The 17286-nt window shown below is 70.8% G+C and carries 12 protein-coding genes; 8 read left to right on the forward strand and 4 right to left on the reverse strand.

Features of this window, described 5'->3' with window-relative positions:
• Positions 1-103: 103 nt before the first annotated feature.
• Positions 104-829 carry a VWA domain-containing protein gene (locus QQY66_RS12045; protein WP_301979166.1) on the reverse strand — a complete coding sequence of 242 codons (726 nt, stop codon included), beginning with the start codon at positions 827-829 and terminating at the stop codon, positions 104-106.
• A gap of 169 nt (positions 830-998) precedes the next feature.
• On the opposite strand from QQY66_RS12045, the gene QQY66_RS12050 reads away from it, so the two are divergent.
• Complete coding sequence (locus QQY66_RS12050; RefSeq protein WP_301979167.1) at positions 999-1904, forward strand: rhomboid family intramembrane serine protease; 906 nt, start codon at positions 999-1001, stop codon at positions 1902-1904.
• A 117-nt stretch (positions 1905-2021) separates the two neighbouring features.
• Here QQY66_RS12050 and QQY66_RS12055 read toward each other — a convergent pair whose 3' ends face one another.
• The 3 genes from QQY66_RS12055 to QQY66_RS12065 all read right to left on the reverse strand — a co-directional run bounded on the left by QQY66_RS12055 (position 2022) and on the right by QQY66_RS12065 (position 9177).
• Positions 2022-3482 (reverse strand): glutamate synthase subunit beta, encoded by a 1461-nt coding sequence (locus QQY66_RS12055; protein WP_301979168.1) that lies wholly within the window; start codon positions 3480-3482, stop codon positions 2022-2024.
• Positions 3475-8079 (reverse strand): glutamate synthase large subunit, encoded by a 4605-nt coding sequence (gltB, locus tag QQY66_RS12060; RefSeq protein WP_301979169.1) that lies wholly within the window; start codon positions 8077-8079, stop codon positions 3475-3477. Before gltB ends, QQY66_RS12055 begins: the two co-directional genes overlap by 8 nt.
• 366 nt (positions 8080-8445) lie before the next feature.
• The gene (locus tag QQY66_RS12065; RefSeq protein ID WP_301979170.1) at positions 8446-9177 is read right to left on the reverse strand and encodes a VIT1/CCC1 transporter family protein; all 732 of its coding nucleotides are present in this window, start codon (positions 9175-9177) and stop codon (positions 8446-8448) included.
• Between the two features lie 272 nt (positions 9178-9449).
• On the opposite strand from QQY66_RS12065, the gene QQY66_RS12070 reads away from it, so the two are divergent.
• The 7 genes from QQY66_RS12070 to QQY66_RS12100 are packed head-to-tail and all read left to right on the forward strand — an operon-like array spanning position 9450 to position 17231.
• Complete coding sequence (locus tag QQY66_RS12070; RefSeq protein ID WP_301979171.1) at positions 9450-10577, forward strand: ADP-ribosylglycohydrolase family protein; 1128 nt, start codon at positions 9450-9452, stop codon at positions 10575-10577.
• A complete protein-coding gene (locus QQY66_RS12075; RefSeq protein ID WP_301979172.1) occupies positions 10574-11689 on the forward strand; it encodes an ADP-ribosylglycohydrolase family protein in 1116 nt (371 codons plus the stop codon). Before QQY66_RS12070 ends, QQY66_RS12075 begins: the two co-directional genes overlap by 4 nt.
• A gap of 8 nt (positions 11690-11697) precedes the next feature.
• On the forward strand, positions 11698-12873 hold the full coding sequence (locus QQY66_RS12080; protein WP_301979173.1) for an ADP-ribosylglycohydrolase family protein: 1176 nt from the start codon (positions 11698-11700) through the stop codon (positions 12871-12873).
• Entirely contained in the window at positions 12861-14294 is a 1434-nt protein-coding gene (locus tag QQY66_RS12085) for an ADP-ribosylglycohydrolase family protein (RefSeq protein ID WP_301979174.1), read from the forward strand. The genes QQY66_RS12080 and QQY66_RS12085 overlap by 13 nt, the downstream gene beginning before the upstream one ends.
• A complete protein-coding gene (rbsK, locus tag QQY66_RS12090; protein ID WP_301979175.1) occupies positions 14291-15184 on the forward strand; it encodes a ribokinase in 894 nt (297 codons plus the stop codon). The genes QQY66_RS12085 and rbsK overlap by 4 nt, the downstream gene beginning before the upstream one ends.
• The gene (locus QQY66_RS12095) at positions 15181-16422 is read left to right on the forward strand and encodes a CaiB/BaiF CoA-transferase family protein (RefSeq protein ID WP_301979176.1); all 1242 of its coding nucleotides are present in this window, start codon (positions 15181-15183) and stop codon (positions 16420-16422) included. The genes rbsK and QQY66_RS12095 overlap by 4 nt, the downstream gene beginning before the upstream one ends.
• Entirely contained in the window at positions 16419-17231 is an 813-nt protein-coding gene (locus QQY66_RS12100) for a CoA ester lyase (protein WP_301979177.1), read from the forward strand. The genes QQY66_RS12095 and QQY66_RS12100 overlap by 4 nt, the downstream gene beginning before the upstream one ends.
• Positions 17232-17286 lie beyond the last annotated feature (55 nt).

A 17286-nucleotide genomic window follows, 5' to 3' on the forward strand; every position in this document is an offset into this window, starting at 1 on the left:
GAACGCTGTGCCGCGGGGGGGCCGTCTGTCGTCTGCGGGCCCGCTGTGGCTGGTCGCGCAGTTCCCCGCGCCCCTTTGGGGCGCGCTGCTGAACCCCGTTCAGCTATGCAGGTCCCACGATCCCCGCCGCCCGCGCCGCCACCAGCCACTTCGGGAACTCGCCCACCAGCCGGTCGTACAGCTCGCCGTCGGACACCTTCCGCGGATCCGGGCCGGCGTGGAAGAACCCGGCGTTGTCGACGGCCCGCTTCTCCGGCACCGCCAGTTCGTCGAGCTTGCGCAGATACTCGAACTGACGGCTCTTCGGATCGCCGAAGCCGATGAACTGCCAGAACATCGGCAGCCTGGCCGCCTTGCACAGATGGCGTTCCGCGGCGAGCTTGTTGATCGGGCCGCCGTCGGTCTGGAAGACCACCAGGGCCGGGTCCTTGGAGCCGCTGTCGAGGTAGTGGTCGATGACCGCGTCCATGGCGAGGTGATAGCTGGTCTTGCCCATGTGCCCGAGTCCGGCCACGATCTGGTCGATCCGGCCGCGATGGCCGGCGAGGGCGATGTCGGTGACCGCGTCGACGTCCGTGGAGAAGAACACCACGGGCACGGTTCCGTCGTCGTCGAGGTGCGCGGACAGCCCCAGCACGCGGTCGGCGAGCGCCTGCACACTGCCGTCCTTGTAGTACGGCTTCATCGACCCGGAGTAGTCGACGACCAGATAGACCGCCGCCCGCTGCCCGTCCAGGCCGTGCTTCGTGAGCGACACCCCGGCGCTCTTGTAGAGGCTGACCAGCGCGGGCGCGGTCTCCGCCACCTTGCTGAGACTGATCGCGGCCATGCCGGCTCCCCCTTCGCTCACCAGAACTGACGCCGAGGCTACGGCACTGCTGCCCCACCTCTCCCTCCGTCCACAGGTGTTCGCTATTTTGTTCGCCGCCGTCCCCACCGGCTCGCCGCCCGTCGTCATCGCCATGAGTCCCCACGAGTCCCCACGAGGAGCCGGTTCCGTGGAACCCGAGTCCGCCGTCACCACCTGCTACCGCCATCCCAAGGTGGAGTCCCACGTCCGCTGCACACGCTGCGAGCGCTACATCTGCCCGGACTGCATGCGGGAGGCGGCCGTCGGCCACCAGTGCCCCGAGTGCGTGAAGGAGGGGGCGCGGACGGTACGGCAGGCCCGGACCGTCGTCGGCGGGCGGGTCTCGGCGACGCCTGTCGTGACGTACGCACTCATCGCGCTCAACGTGCTCGCTTATCTGGGCGAGTTGGTGCGTCCGGCGATCGTGGAACGGTTCGAGATGCTGGGCGCCGGGCTGGCCGGTCCGGACGGCGGGCACTACGTGTGGCAGGACACGTATCCGGCGGGGTTCCAGCCGGAGGGGGTCGTGGACGGGGAGTGGTACCGGCTGCTGACCGGCGCCTTTCTCCATCTTCCGCCCACCGAGGGCACGTTCGGGATCCTGCACATCGTGATGAACATGGCGTCGCTGTGGAGCGTGGGCCGGGTCGTCGAGGCCCAGCTCGGCCGCGTCCGCTACCTCGCCCTCTATCTGCTCTCCGCGCTCGGCGGCTCGGTGGTGGTGCTGCTGCTCGCGCCCGGGACGCCGACGGTCGGCGCGTCCGGCGCGATCTTCGGGCTCGGTGCCGCCTACTACGTGATGGCCCGGCGTCTCGGGGCGAACATGGACGCCGTCAACCGTTTCATGGCGGGCCTGCTGCTGTGGCTGCTGATCTCCGCGGGGCTCACGTCCTGGCAGGGGCACTTGGGCGGGCTGCTCGCGGGTGCGGTGGTGACGGTGGCCTTCGCGTACGCGCCTCGGAATCGGCGCTCAGTGGTCCAGGCGGGCGTCTGCCTGGCGCTCCTCGCCCTGCTCGCCGTACTGGCCGTCGGCAAGGTCAGCGCGCTGACGTGAGAGAAACAGCTTCGTGAGAAAAGCGGCGGCGCCTGCCCAATCGTCCGGTCGGGGACTAGGGGGCAGGCGCCGTCGGGTGTTCCGCACGCCTTTGTGCGGGACGTTTCTTGGGGCCGATCAGACCGTCAGCGAACGGTCCGTCGGGCGGATCGGTGCCGGCAGGTCGCTCACGCCCGTCAGGAAGCGGTCGCACCCGCGGGCGGCCGAGCGGCCCTCCGCGATCGCCCAGACGATCAACGACTGACCGCGGCCCGCGTCACCGGCGACGAAGACACCGGGGACGTTGGTCTGGAAGTCGCCGTCACGGGCGATGTTGCCGCGCTCGTCGAGGTCCAGGCCGAACTGCTCGACCAGGCCGTTCTCCCGGTCGGTGCCGGTGAAGCCCATCGCCAGCGTGACCAGCTGGGCGGGGATCTTGCGCTCCGTGCCCGGCTTCGGCGTCAGCTTGCCGTCGATGAACTCGACCTCGGTGAGGTGCAGCCACTGGACGTTGCCGTCCTCGTCGCCCTCGAAGTAGGTGGTGGAGACGGAGTAGACCCGCTCACCGCCCTCCTCGTGCGCGGACGTGACCTTGTAGAGCATCGGGAAGGTCGGCCACGGCTGGTGCGGTGCCCGGTCCTCGCCCGGCCTGGGCATGATCTCCAGCTGCGTCACCGAGGCCGCGCCCTGCCGGTGGGCGGTGCCCACACAGTCCGCGCCGGTGTCGCCGCCGCCGATGACGACGACGTGCTTGCCCTCGGCCGTGATGGGGGGCGTCACGAAGTCGCCCTCCTGCACCTTGTTGGCCAGCGGCAGGTACTCCATGGCCTGGTGGATGCCCTTGAGCTCGCGGCCGGGGACCGGGAGGTCACGGGCGGTCGTCGCACCGGCGGCGATGACGATCGCGTCGTACCGCTTCTTCAGGTCGGTCGCCTTGAGGTCGCGGCCGATCTCGATGCCGGTACGGAAGCGGGTGCCCTCCGCGCGCATCTGCTCGATACGGCGGTTGATGTGCCGCTTCTCCATCTTGAACTCGGGGATGCCGTAGCGCAGGAGGCCGCCGATACGGTCCGCGCGCTCGTAGACGGCGACGGTGTGGCCCGCCCGGGTGAGCTGCTGGGCGGCGGCGAGACCGGCGGGGCCGGACCCGATGACCGCGACCGTCTTGCCGGACAGGCGCTCCGGCACCTGCGGGGCGACGTCACCGGTCTCCCATGCCTTGTCGATGATCGAGACTTCGACGTTCTTGATGGTGACGGCGGGCTGGTTGATGGCGAGCACACACGCCGACTCGCACGGGGCCGGGCACAGGCGGCCGGTGAACTCCGGGAAGTTGTTCGTGGCGTGCAGGCGCTCGGACGCGGCGGCCCAGTCCTCGCGGTAGGCGTAGTCGTTCCACTCGGGGATCAGGTTCCCCAGCGGACAGCCGTTGTGGCAGAACGGGATGCCGCAGTCCATGCAGCGGCTGGCCTGCTTGCTGATGATCGGCAGCAGCGAGCCGGGGACGTAGACCTCGTTCCAGTCCTTGAGGCGTACGTCGACGGGGCGGGACTTGGCGACCTCGCGGCCGTGGTTGAGAAAGCCCTTGGGATCAGCCATTGGTCGCCGCCTCCATCATCTTCTCGGTGATCTCGGTCTCGGAGAGACCGGCTCGCTCGGCGGCGTCCTTGGCGGCGAGCACTGCCTTGTACGTGCTGGGGATGATCTTGCTGAAGCGGTCCACCGACTCGGACCACTCGGCGAGGAGCTTCCCGGCGACCGTGGAGCCGGTCTCCTCCGCGTGCCGGCGCACCACGTCGTGCAGCCACTGCTTGTCGGTGTCGTCCAGCTTCTCGATGGCGCCGACGTTGCCGACGTTCACGTTGTCGCGGTTCAGGTCGATCACGTAGGCGATACCGCCGGACATACCGGCCGCGAAGTTACGGCCCGTCTCGCCCAGCACCACCGCGTGACCGCCGGTCATGTACTCGCAGCCGTGGTCACCCACGCCCTCGGAGACGACCGTCGCGCCGGAGTTGCGGACGCAGAAGCGCTCGCCCGAACGACCGCGCAGGAACAGCTCCCCGCCGGTCGCGCCGTACGCGATGGTGTTGCCCGCGATCGTCGAGAACTCGGCGAGGTGGTCGGCGCCCCGGTCGGGACGCACGATCACACGGCCGCCCGACAGCCCCTTGCCGACGTAGTCGTTGGCGTCGCCCTCCAGGCGCAGCGTGATGCCGCGCGGCAGGAAGGCACCGAAGGACTGGCCGGCCGAGCCGGTGAAGGTGATGTCGATGGTGTCGTCGGGCAGGCCCGCGCCACCGAACTTCTTGGTCACCTCGTGGCCGAGCATGGTGCCGACCGTGCGGTTGATGTTGCGGATGGCGACCTGGGCGCGCACCGGCTGGGCGTCGGTGGCCGAGTCGGCGGCCAGGGCGTCGGCGGCGAGCTTGATCAGCTCGTTGTCGAGCGCCTTCTCCAGGCCGTGGTCCTGCTGGATCAGCTGGTGGCGCACCGCGCCGTCGGGCAGGTCGGGCACGTGGAACAGCGGCTCCAGGTCCAGGCCCTGCGCCTTCCAGTGGTCGACGGCACGCGTGACGTCCAGCGTCTCGGCGTGGCCGACGGCCTCCTCGAGGGAGCGGAAGCCCAGCTCGGCGAGGATCTCGCGGACCTCCTCGGCGATGAACTGGAAGAAGTTCACGACGTATTCGGCCTTGCCCGCGAACCGGTCGCGCAGAACCGGGTTCTGGGTGGCGATGCCGACCGGGCAGGTGTCCAGGTGGCACACGCGCATCATGACGCAGCCGGAGACGACGAGCGGCGCGGTCGCGAAACCGAACTCCTCGGCGCCCAGCAGCGCGGCGATGACCACGTCACGGCCGGTCTTCAGCTGGCCGTCGGTCTGTACGACGATGCGGTCGCGCAGGCCGTTGAGCAGCAGGGTCTGCTGGGTCTCGGCGAGGCCGAGCTCCCAGGGACCACCTGCGTGCTTCAAAGACGTGAGGGGAGAAGCGCCCGTGCCACCGTCGTGACCCGAGATGAGCACGACGTCCGCGTGCGCCTTCGACACGCCGGCCGCGACCGTGCCGACGCCGACCTCCGACACCAGCTTCACGTGAATCCGCGCCTGCGGGTTCGCGTTCTTCAGGTCGTGGATCAGCTGGGCCAGGTCCTCGATGGAGTAGATGTCGTGGTGCGGCGGCGGGGAGATGAGCCCCACGCCCGGCGTCGAGTGCCGGGTCTTCGCCACCCACGGGTACACCTTGTGGCCGGGCAGCTGGCCGCCCTCGCCGGGCTTGGCGCCCTGGGCCATCTTGATCTGGATGTCGTCCGCGTTGACCAGGTACTCCGACGTCACGCCGAAGCGGCCGGAGGCGACCTGCTTGATCGACGAACGGCGGGCCGGGTCGTACAGCCGGTCCGCGTCCTCGCCGCCCTCACCGGTGTTGGACTTGCCGCCCAGCTGGTTCATGGCGATGGCGAGGGTCTCGTGCGCCTCCTTGGAGATGGAGCCGTACGACATGGCGCCCGTCGAGAAGCGCTTGACGATCTCGGAGACCGGCTCGACCTCGTCGATGGAGATCGGCTCGCGGCCCGACTTGAAGCCGAACAGGCCGCGCAGGGTCATCAGCCGCTCGGACTGCTCGTTCACGCGGTCCGTGTACTTCTTGAAGATGTCGTAGCGCGCGGTGCGGGTGGAGTGCTGGAGGCGGAAGACCGTCTCCGGGTCGAACAGGTGCGGCTCGCCCTCGCGGCGCCACTGGTACTCGCCGCCTATGTCGAGCGCGCGGTGCGCGGGCGCGATGCCGCTCGCCGGGTAGGCCTTGGCGTGGCGGGCGGCGACCTCCTTGGCGATGACGTCGATGCCGACGCCGCCGATCTTGGTGGCGGTGCCGTTGAAGTACTTCTGGACGAAGGTCTCGTCGAGACCGACGGCCTCGAAGACCTGGGCTCCGCGGTAGGAGGCGACGGTCGAGATGCCCATCTTGGACATGACCTTCAGGACGCCCTTGCCGAGCGCGTAGATCAGGTTGCGGATGGCGTGCTCGGCCTCGATGCCGGGAAGGAACGTGCCCGCGCGGACCAGGTCCTCGACGGACTCCATCGCCAGGTACGGGTTGACCGCGGCGGCGCCGAAGCCGATGAGCAGGGCGACGTGGTGGACCTCGCGGACGTCACCGGCCTCGACCAGCAGGCCCACGTGGGTGCGCTGCTTGGTGCGGATGAGGTGGTGGTGGACGGCCGCGGTGAGCAGCAGCGACGGGATCGGCGCGTGCTCGGCGTCCGAGTGGCGGTCCGAGAGGACGATCAGCCGGGCGCCGTTGTCGATGGCGGCGTCGGCCTCGGCGCAGATCTCGTCGATGCGTGCGGCGAGGGAGTCACCGCCGCCGGAGACCCGGTACAGGCCGGACAGGGTCGCGGCCTTCATGCCGGGCATGTCGCCGTCGGCGTTGATGTGTATGAGCTTGGCCAGCTCGTCGTTGTCGATCACCGGGAAGGGCAGGGTGACGCTGCGACACGAGGCGGCCGTCGGCTCCAGCAGGTTGCCCTGCGGGCCGAGGGAACTCCTCAGCGAAGTGACCAGCTCTTCGCGGATGGCGTCCAGCGGCGGGTTGGTGACCTGTGCGAACAGCTGGGTGAAGTAGTCGAAGAGCAGGCGCGGGCGGTCGCTCAGCGCGGCGATCGGCGAGTCGGTGCCCATCGAACCGATCGGCTCGGCACCGGCCTTGGCCATCGGCGCGAGGATGACGCGCAGCTCCTCCTCGGTGTAGCCGAAGGTCTGCTGGCGGCGAGTGACCGAGGCGTGCGTGTGCACGATGTGCTCGCGCTCGGGCAGGTCGGACAGTTCGATCTCGCCGGCTTCGAGCCACTCGGCGTACGGGGCCTCGGTGGCGAGCTGGGCCTTGATCTCGTCGTCCTCGATGATGCGGTGCTCGGCGGTGTCGACGAGGAACATCCGGCCGGGCTGCAGCCGGCCCTTGCGGACGACCTTGGCGGGGTCGATGTCGAGGACGCCGACCTCGGAGCCGAGGACGACGAGGCCGTCGTCGGTGACCCAGTAGCGGCCGGGGCGCAGGCCGTTGCGGTCGAGCACGGCACCGACCTGGGTGCCGTCGGTGAAGGTGACACAGGCCGGGCCGTCCCAGGGCTCCATCGTCGTGGCGTGGAACTGGTAGAAGGCGCGCCGGGCCGGGTCCATGGAGTCGTGGTTCTCCCACGCCTCCGGGATCATCATCAGCACGGAGTGCGGCAGCGAACGGCCGCCCAGGTGCAGCAGTTCGAGGACCTCGTCGAAGGAGGCGGAGTCGGACGCCTCGGGCGTACAGATCGGGAAGATCCGGTCGATCTTGTCCTGCTCGCCGAACAGGTCGGAGACGATCTGGGACTCACGGGCCGCCATCCAGTTGCGGTTGCCCTTGACCGTGTTGATCTCGCCGTTGTGCGCGACGAAGCGGTACGGGTGGGCGAGCGGCCAGCTCGGGAAGGTGTTGGTGGAGAACCGGGAGTGCACGAGCGCGATCGCGGAGGCGAAGCGGCGGTCGGACAGGTCCGGGAAGAAGGGCTCCAGCTGGCCGGTGGTCAGCATGCCCTTGTAGACGATGGTCCGCGCGGACAGCGACGGGAAGTAGACGTCGGCCTCACGCTCGGCGCGCTTGCGCAGCACAAAGGCCTTGCGGTCGAGGTCGATTCCCGTAGCAGGCACAGCGGCGCCGTCGGTGACGAAGATCTGCCGGAAGGCGGGCATCGTCGAGCGGGCGGTGGCACCGAGGAGTTCGGGTGCGACCGGCACCTCGCGCCAGCCGAGGACCGTCAGCCCCTCGTCGGCCGCGATCGTCTCGATCCGTGAGACAGCCTCGTCCGCGCCGGCTTCGGGCAGGAAGGCGATACCGACGGCGTACCCACCGGCCTGCGGCAGCTCAAATCCGGCCACCTCACGGAAGAAGGCGTCGGGAACCTGGGAGAGGATGCCGGCGCCGTCACCCGAGTCGGGCTCGGAGCCGGTGGCGCCGCGATGCTCCAGGTTGCGCAGAACCGTGAGCGCCTGTTCGACCAGCGCATGGCTCGCCTCACCGGTGAGGGTGGCCACAAAACCGACGCCACAGGCGTCGTGCTCATTGCGGGGGTCGTACATACCCTGCGCAGCAGGGCGAGCATCCATGAACGACCGGTTCTGGCCATTCGCGGAGTGCTGGGACGGCTGGCGCGGCGTACGCATCGGCTCTCCCGTCGTCGTCAACTTGGCATATGCAGGTGCCGAGGGACGACGCTGGCCCTCTGCGTGAGTGCAAAATTTCGTGCAGGTTACATGATGGGGCGGTTCTCGGGAACCGGATACCGCGTTCCAACATGCGGACGCCGCGGTCGCGGCGGGGGTACCGCGCACGGCGGCGGAGGTAATGGGGACCGAAGCGGACAGATCGATGTCCGTCAGCCCGAGGGCCGGGGAGGCGTCGTCGTCGACCCCGAGGGTGCGCGGCAGGCCTCATTGCCCACAGCGCTTACGGCTCATGCCCGGTGGTTAAGCAATCGAAACCAGCGAGTAACGGCTACTTATGCGGCCCAACGCATAAGTGCGAGTCACCTATCCTACGGCGGTTCCCAGCAGGCTGCCCAGGACGTACGTCACACCGGCCGCCGCGCCACCGAGCGCCAGCTGCCTGAATCCGCTGAACCACCAGGTCCGCGCCGTCACCTTGGCCACCACGGCACCACACGCGAACAGCCCCACCAGCGCAAGCAGCACGGCCGGCCACAGAGCACTGGCGCCCAGCAGATACGGCAGCACGGGAAGCAGGGCGCCCAGCGCGAAGGAGCCGAACGACGAGACGGCGGCGACCAGCGGCGACGGCAGATCACCGGGGTCGATGCCGAGTTCCTCGCGGGCGTGTATCTCCAGGGCCTGCTCGGGATCGCGCGAGAGCTGCCCCGCCACTTCCCGCGCCAGCCAGGGCTCGACCCCGCGCGCCTCATAGAGCGCCGCCAGCTCGGCCTCCTCGTCCTTGGGGTGCTTGCGCAGCTCCCGCCGCTCCACGTCCAGTTCCGCCTCGATGAGCTCGCGCTGCGAGGCGACGGACGTGTACTCACCGGCGGCCATGGAGAAGGCCCCGGCGGCGAGACCCGCGAGCCCGGCGATCACAATGGTCCGCGGACCGGCCGCGCCGCCCGCGACACCGGTCATCAGGGCGAGGTTGGAGACCAGGCCGTCCATCGCGCCGAAGACGGCGGGGCGCAGCCAGCCGCCGTTCACATCCCGGTGGGTGTGGTTGTCGCGGTGCGCCTCGTGGAGCGTCGCTTCGGTTTCGATGATGGCCATGCCGGAGATCCCCCAGAGCTAAGGTGAAGCTAAGTTTAGACTGATTCCACTCTTTGACAAGGCCAAACTTACGCCCCTGATTCCTCTCCCGCCAGCAAGGAAAGGCTGAGCTAACCTGCGCTTTTACCATCGAGCGCTCATTCGACAGAGAGCATGCACAGATGTCGACCGGGTGACACTGAGGCCCCCGACGCTCTCCCGGACCCCTCCGGTGGGACACATCCGCAAAGGGCTCCGCGCCCTGGGAGGAGCCCCCGGAGGAGAGGCCCCCTATGGCATCGATCGCCTGCGTTCCCTCGGCCCCGGCGCCCGGGCACGCCGCCGAACTACGCGACCGGGCACGCGGCGCACTGCTCGGCCTCGCCGTCGGCGACGCCCTCGGAGCCCCCGCCGAGAACATGAAGCCCTCCGAGATCCGCGCCCGCTGGGGCCGTATCACCGGTTACGTCGCCGAGAAGCCGGCCGGCACGGACGACACGGAGTACGCGATCTTCTCCGGCCTGCTGCTCGCCCGCCACGGCAGCGCCCTCACCCCCTCCCATGTGGAGACGGCCTGGCACAAGTGGATCGCCGACCGCGACGAGGGCCCCTTCCGCGGCGCCGGCTTCAGTGAACGCGGCACCCTGGAGAACCTCCGCCGCGGTCTCGCCGCCCCCATCTCCGCCCAGCACCGCCACGCCTGGAGCGACGGCCTCGCCATGCGCGCGGCGCCCTTCGGCGTCTTCGCCTCCGGACGCCCGGCCGAAGCGGCCCGTCTCGTGGCGATCGACGGCTCGGTCAGCCATGACGGCGAGGGCATCTACGGCGGCCAGGCGGTGGCGGCCGGAGTCGCCGCGGCGATGGCAGGCGCCCCGACGATCGCCGTGGTCGCATCCGCCCTCGCCGTCGTCCCGGACGACTCCTGGACGGCCCGCTCCCTGCGCCGCGCCGTCGCCGTCGCCCACCGCGGCGAACGCGCGGTCCGCTCCGCGGTCGTCATCGGCGGCTACCCCTGGACCGACCTCGCCCCCGAAGCCGTCGCCCTCGCCTTCGGCGCCTACGCGGCAGCCGACGGCGACTTCGTCCAGGCCGTACTGACCGCCGTGAACATGGGCCGCGACGCCGACACCACGGCAGCGGTCGCGGGCGCACTCGCCGGCGCGACCCAGGGCGCGTCCGCCATCCCGTCCGACTGGGCCGCCGCCATCGGCCCGGCCCGCGGCAGCTGCCTGCCGTCGATGAGGGGCCACCATGTGCTGGATGTGGCGGACCTGCTGACGGGAGAAGAGGACGCGGAGGCAGAGGAACGGCAGGACGATCTCGTACGACCGGATGGCCTCGTACGACATGAGGGGCGGGCGGAGTCCGACCCCGTGGCCCTCTATGTCCTCGCCGCCGACGAGGACGAGGTGCGGCCGTGACCCGGCGGGTGGAGGGGCTGTTGCTGGGGCTGGCCGCCGGGGACGCCGCCGGCTGGCCGGCCGCCCGGCACCGGGCGGCCCGGATGCCGGAGTGGACGCGGCGCCTGACGCGCGAACTGGACACGTTCGCGGAGCAGAACGCGACGACCACGCTCCCCGTGCCGATCGCGCTGAACCAGCCCCCGGAACCCCTCCGCCTCGGCCCGTCCGACGACGCGGAGTGGGCGGTGTTCGCGGCGGAGGCCGTGCTGCGGGCCGGGGACGACAGCGCGCTGGGCGATCTGAGCCGGGAGCGCCGTACGCGGGCCGCCATCGATCTGACCTGGAACGCGGTCGCGAGCGAAGTCGCGGCGGCGGCCGAACGCGCCCCGGAGATCGAGTCGGCGGTGCTCCCGCTGCGCGCCCGTATCTCGGTCCGGGCGGGTCTCGGCAACCTGGCCACCGGACTGCGCCCACCCGCGACCGGCCACGACAACCCGCACTACTTCGACGACGCGGCGTGCGTACGGGCCTGTGTGCTGGCCGTGGCCCACCCCGGCGACCCCGAACTCGCCGCCTCCCTCGCCGAGTTCGACGCCCGCTACACCCAGGACGGCGACGGAGTGCACGGTGCGCGTGCGATGGCGGCGGCAGTTTCGCTGGCGCTGGTCGGAGCGGAGGTCGAGGCCTGCGCGCGGGCGGCCCTCGCGGAACTCCCCGAGTCCACCGAGGTCGGCCGCAACGCCCGCCACGCGCTGAAGCTGGCGGCCGACACAGACAGCGCCTTCGCGCTGATCCCGCTCCTGGAGCACCAGATCGTCGACCACGTCTACAGCTACGGCATCGCCGCCGCCGAAACGGTCCCGGTCGCCCTGGCCCTGGCGACCGCGGCGCACGGCAGGATCGCCGAGGCGGTCCCCGCGGCGGCCTGTCTGTCCCGGCTCGCGGACTCGGCCCCGGCGCTCGTGGGCGCCCTGACCGGCGCACTCGGCGGTGGCGCGGCGATCCCGGCGACCTGGCGGGACACCTGCCGCACCCTCTCCGGCTGCGTCCTCCCCCGCCTGACCGGCACCGACCTGGTGGAACTCGCCGAACTCCTGGAAGCCGTACAACCGGCCCCACCGGGAGGATGATTCGGGGCATGACACCCAAAGGAGAAGAAACCTCAGCGATCACTCTGCCGGACCGGATCACCGGCGCCCTGGTCGGAGCGGCCGTCGGCGACGCACTCGGCGGCCCCGTCGAGGGCTACTCCCCCGCCCAGATCCTCGAACGCCACGGCGGCCGCGTCCACGGCATCGTCGGCCCCTGGCACGGCGACGCCTGGCGCACCGCCCGCCCCATCGCCCCGTACCACAAGGGCGACGGCCACATCACCGACGACACCTTGCTGACCCATGCCCTGGTACGGGTGTACGCCCACGTCCGCGACCACCTGGACGCATACGCGATCGCCGAGCACCTGGTGCCGGACCTGATGACGAACCCGCGCTGGATCCCGGAGCTGGAGACGGAGACCCTGCCGCTGCACCGGGTCTTCCTGGCGGAGAAGTGGCTGGTCGCGAGGTTGCACTACGGCCATGTCGACCCGCGAGAGGCAGGCGTCGGCAACATCGTCAACTGCGGTGCGGCGATGTACATGGCCCCGGTCGGCCTGGTCAACGCGGCCAACCCGACGGCCGCGTACACCGAGGCCCTCGACATCGCGGGCGCCCACCAGTCCTCGTACGGCCGCGAGGCGGCGGGCGTCTTCGCGGCGGCGGTCTCCGCGGCCTGCATGCCCGGCGCAACGGCGAACTCGGTCGTCACGACCTGCCTGTCCCTGGCGAAGGACGGCACGCGGGCCGCGATCGAGAAGGTCTGCGAAGTGGCCTGCGCCCACTCGGACTTCGAGTCGGCCCTGACGCCACTACGGGAAGCGGTCGCCCCGTACGACACGGTGGGCCCCGACTACCGCTCCCCCTCCCTGGCGGCCCGCCGCCCGTCCCGCCTGCACGGCATCGAGGAACTCCCCGTAGCCCTGGGCATGTTGCTCGTCGCCGACGGCGACTTCCGCCACACGGTCCTCGGCTCGGTGAACTACGGCCGCGACTGCGACTCCATCGCCACGATGGCGGGCGCGCTCTCGGGCGCCCTGGGTTCCCCGGTCCCGGAGGACTGGTCGAAGACGGTCTCGGAAGCCAGCCGCCTGGACCTCTGGGAACCGGCGACGACTCTGACCCAGGTCACGCGAGAGATCTTCGAACGGGACGTACGACGACGCCGGGCACACGAGCAGGCACTGACCGAGCTGGGAGTCCCGGCATGCTCCGACTGACGTGGGTCCAGCCGGAGGACCTCCTCGGCCACGAACTGCGCCAGGCGACCCTGGACGGCCGCGAGCCTTCGGCGATTGCGGCGCGGTGGCGAGCGGCGGGTGGTCAGGAGGCTCCGCTACGGGCGGGGGCATCTCCGGATCGGGCATCGCGGTACCTGCGACAACTGGCAGAGGACTTGCTGGACGAACTGGCGGACCTGCCAAGCACGTTGGAGGACCAAGAGCCGACAGAACTGGACGAGATCAAGACCCTGTGCCCAAAGCTGCGGGCATGCGTGCCGCCTGGGGCGGCACGGGTGGGCGCAGGCGGCACCCCGTCAGCGCCGGGCTGCGCGACCCACCCCGCCCCAGCCCCCACGCAGGCACGCTTGGAAGCAGCCTGGCTCGGCCGAGCAGCAGGGTGCCTCCTGGGCAAACCGGTGGAGAAGCTGCCCCTCCACGCCATCCGCCAACTGGCCAAAGCCACCGGCAACTGGCCCCTCACCACCTGGTTCACAGCCCAAGGCGTCCCAGAAGAACTCACCCGCGCATACCCCTGGAACCGCCGCTCGGCCACCACCTCCCTCGCCGAGAACATCGACGGCATGCCAGAGGACGACGACCTCAACTACCCCCTCCTCAACCTCCTCCTGCTCCAACGCCACGGCAACAACTTCACCACCGAAGACGTAGCCGCCCTCTGGCTCGACGAACTCCCCGCAGGCCGCACCTTCACCGCAGAACGCATCGCCTACCGCAACCTCCTCACCGGCATCGACCCCCCACACACGGCCCGCCACCGCAACCCCTTCCGCGAATGGATCGGCGCCCTGATCCGCGCCGACGTCCACGGCTGGACCAACCCCGGCAACCCAGCCGCCGCAGCGGAACAGGCCCACCGGGACGCCACCCTCACCCACACGGCCAACGGCGTCTACGCGGCGATGTTCACCGCGGCCGTCATCGCCACGGCCGCCACCGGCACGCAGGACATCCACACCTGCCTACGCACAGGCCTCACGGTCATCCCCCCGCACTCCCGCCTCACCAAGGCCATCCATCACGCCATCCAACTGGCCGAAGACCACAGCGACTTCGAAACCGTCGTGGATGAACTCCACACCACTTACGCCGACCACCACTGGGTCCACGCCATCCCCAACACCGCCCTGATCACCGCCGCCCTCACCCACGCGAACGGCGACTTCACCACCTCCATCTGCCGTGCCGTCTCCGGCGGCTGGGACACCGACTCCACCGGCGCGACGACCGGCAGCATCGCCGCCCTCCTCGCCGGCTCCCCCACCGCACTCCCCGACCGCTGGACGACCCCCCTGAAGAACCGACTGGCCACCTCCGTCGGCGACTTCAACGGCACCGGCTTCGACACCCTCGCCCACCTCACCCGAGCCCTCACCCACCTGGAGGCTTCTCGCCCATGACCCACATCGCCGTACTCGGCAGCACGAACATGGACCTGGTGGCCTACGTCGAGAAGGCTCCACAGCGCGGCGAAACAGTCACCGGCCGCGCATTCCGTACGATCCCCGGCGGCAAGGGCGCCAACCAAGCGATCGCCGCGGCCCGCGCGGGCGCCACCGTCTCGATGATCGGCGCGGTCGGCAACGACGGCTTCGGCAGCCGGCTGCGCTCCACGCTGGAGCACTCCGGCGTGGACACCGACCATCTGCGCACCACGGAGGGCCCGTCCGGCACCGCCCACATCGTGGTGGACGACGAGGGCAGCAACGCGATCGTCGTGATCCCCGGTGCAAATGGCACCATCGACCACCTCGCCCCAGGCGACGAGGGCCTGATCGCCTCCGCCGACGCGCTGCTCCTCCAACTGGAGATCCCGCTCGCCGCGGTCCTCGCGGGCGCCCGGGCGGCACGGGCCCATGGCGTCCGTACGATCCTCACGCCCGCCCCGGCTCAGCCCCTGCCCCCCGAACTCCTCGCCGCCACCGACCTGTTGGTCCCGAACGAGCACGAGGCGGCCACGCTCACCGGCGTCCCCGACCCCCACGCCGCCGCGTACGTCCTGCTCGACCAGGTACCGGAAGTGGTCATCACGCTGGGCGCGTCCGGCAGTCTGTACGCGGCCCGCGGCCAGGAGCCGGTCACCGTCCCGGCCCCGAACGTCACCGCGGTGGACTCGACCGGCGCGGGCGACACCTTCGTCGGCGCCCTCGCGGTGGCGCTCACCGAGACGCGCCCCATGCGGGAGGCCCTGGCGTGGGCCGCCGCGGCGGCGGCACTGTCCGTACAGCGAGCGGGAGCGTCGGCGTCGATGCCGACCCGCCAGGAGATCGAAGCGCAGTTCGCCTCATGAGCACACCCCGAACCACACCCCAGACCACACCCCAGACCACCCCCCGCACCGCACCCCCACTGACCGGCCTCCGCGTCCTCGACCTGGCCACCCTCTTCGCCGGCCCCCTCGCCGCCACCCTCCTCGGTGACTTCGGCGCCGAGGTCATCAAGGTCGAGCACCCGACGAAACCGGACCCCGCCCGGGGCCACGGCCCGGCGAAGGACGGAGTCGGCCTGTGGTGGAAACTCCTCGGTCGCAACAAGCGCACGATCACCCTGGACCTCTCCAAGCCCGGCGGCCGCACCACCCTCCTGCGCCTCGCCGCCACCGCCGACGTCGTCATCGAGAACTTCCGCCCCGGCACCCTGGAGAAATGGGACCTCGGCTGGCCGGAGTTGTCGGCCGCCAACCCCCGCCTCGTCCTCACCCGCGTCACCGGCTTCGGCCAGTTCGGCCCCTACGCCCACCGCCCCGGCTTCGGCACTCTCGCCGAGGCGATGAGCGGCTTCGCCGCGATCACCGGCGAGCCCGACGCGCCCCCGACGCTCCCACCGTTCGGCCTCGCCGACTCGATCGCGGGCCTGGCGACGTCGTACGCCGTGATGACCGCACTCGCCGCCCGCGACCGCACCGGTGCCGGTCAAGTCGTCGACATGGCCCTCATCGAACCGATCCTGACGGTGCTCGGCCCTCAGCCGACGTGGTACGACCAGCTCGGCTACGTGCAGGAACGCACCGGCAACCGGTCCGCCAACAACGCCCCGCGCAACACCTACCGCACCGCGGACGGCACCTGGGTCGCCGTCTCGACCTCGGCCCAGTCGGTCGCGGAACGCGTGCTGCGTCTCGTCGGCCGCCCGGATCTGATCGACGAACCCTGGTTCGCGACGGGCGCCGACCGGGCCCGCCACGCCGACGTCCTCGACGAGGCGGTCGGCACCTGGATCGCCGAACGCCCGCGCGCCGAGGTGCTGGCGGCCTTCGAGAAGGCGGAGGCGGCGGTGGCCCCGATCCAGGATGTACGGGATGTGCTGACCGACCCGCAGTACCAGGCCCTCGGCACGATCACCACTGTCGACGACCCGGAACTGGGCCCCCTCCGCATGCAGAACGTCCTCTTCCGCCTCTCCGACACCCCCGGCACGATCCGCTGGACCGGCCGCCCGCACGGCGCGGACACGGAGCAGGTCCTCACCGAACTCGGCCTGACGGCCACCGAGCTGGAGGCGTTGCGCAAGGAAGGCTCCGTACGGTGACCTTCCCCCTGACCTGGCTCTACGCCCCCGGCGACCGCCCACACGTCGTCACCAAAGCCCTCGCCTCGGGCGCCGACGTGGTCGTGATCGACCTGGAGGACGCGGTAGCCCCGGACCGCAAGGCGTACGCCCGCGCGGCAACGGCCGAACTCCTCTCCGGCCTCCAGCCGGTCCCGGTCCACGTCCGTGTCAACGCCCTGGACGGCCCGTTCGCGGCGGCCGACCTCACCACACTGGCACGTCTCCCGGGCCTGTCCGGCCTGCGCCTCCCGAAGGTGGCCACCCCCGAACAGGTCGTCCGCATCGCGCGACTCCACTCCGGCCCACCCCTGTACGCCCTCCTGGAAACCGCCCTCGCCGTCGAACACGCCTACGCGATCGCGACCGCCCACCCCTCACTCCACGGCATCGCCCTGGGCGAGGCGGACCTCCGGGCCGACCTGGGTGTACGGCACGACGCGGGCCTGGACTGGTCCCGCTCCCGCGTGATCGTCGCCGCCCGCGCGGCCGGCCTCCCGGCACCACCCCAGTCGGTCCACCCCGACACTCGCGACCTGGACGGCCTGACCGCATCCTGCGCCCACGGCCGAACCCTCGGCTTCCTGGGCCGCGCCGCCATCCACCCCCGCCAACTCCCCGTCATCGAACGCGCCTACCTCCCCACGGAGCAGGAACTGGAACACGCAGAGGCGATCATCAAGGCAGCCACAGAAGACCAGGGCGCCCAGGCCCTCCCGAACGGAACGTTCATCGACGCGGCGGTAGTGGCAGCAGCGCAACGAACACTGTTCCTGGCACGCCGCCGCTGATCCCGTCCCCGGACACAACGAGGGCGCCCGCACAGTCGCGGGCGCCCTCATCAAC

This window comes from Streptomyces sp. DG2A-72 (assembly GCF_030499575.1).
GTDB lineage: Bacteria > Actinomycetota > Actinomycetes > Streptomycetales > Streptomycetaceae > Streptomyces.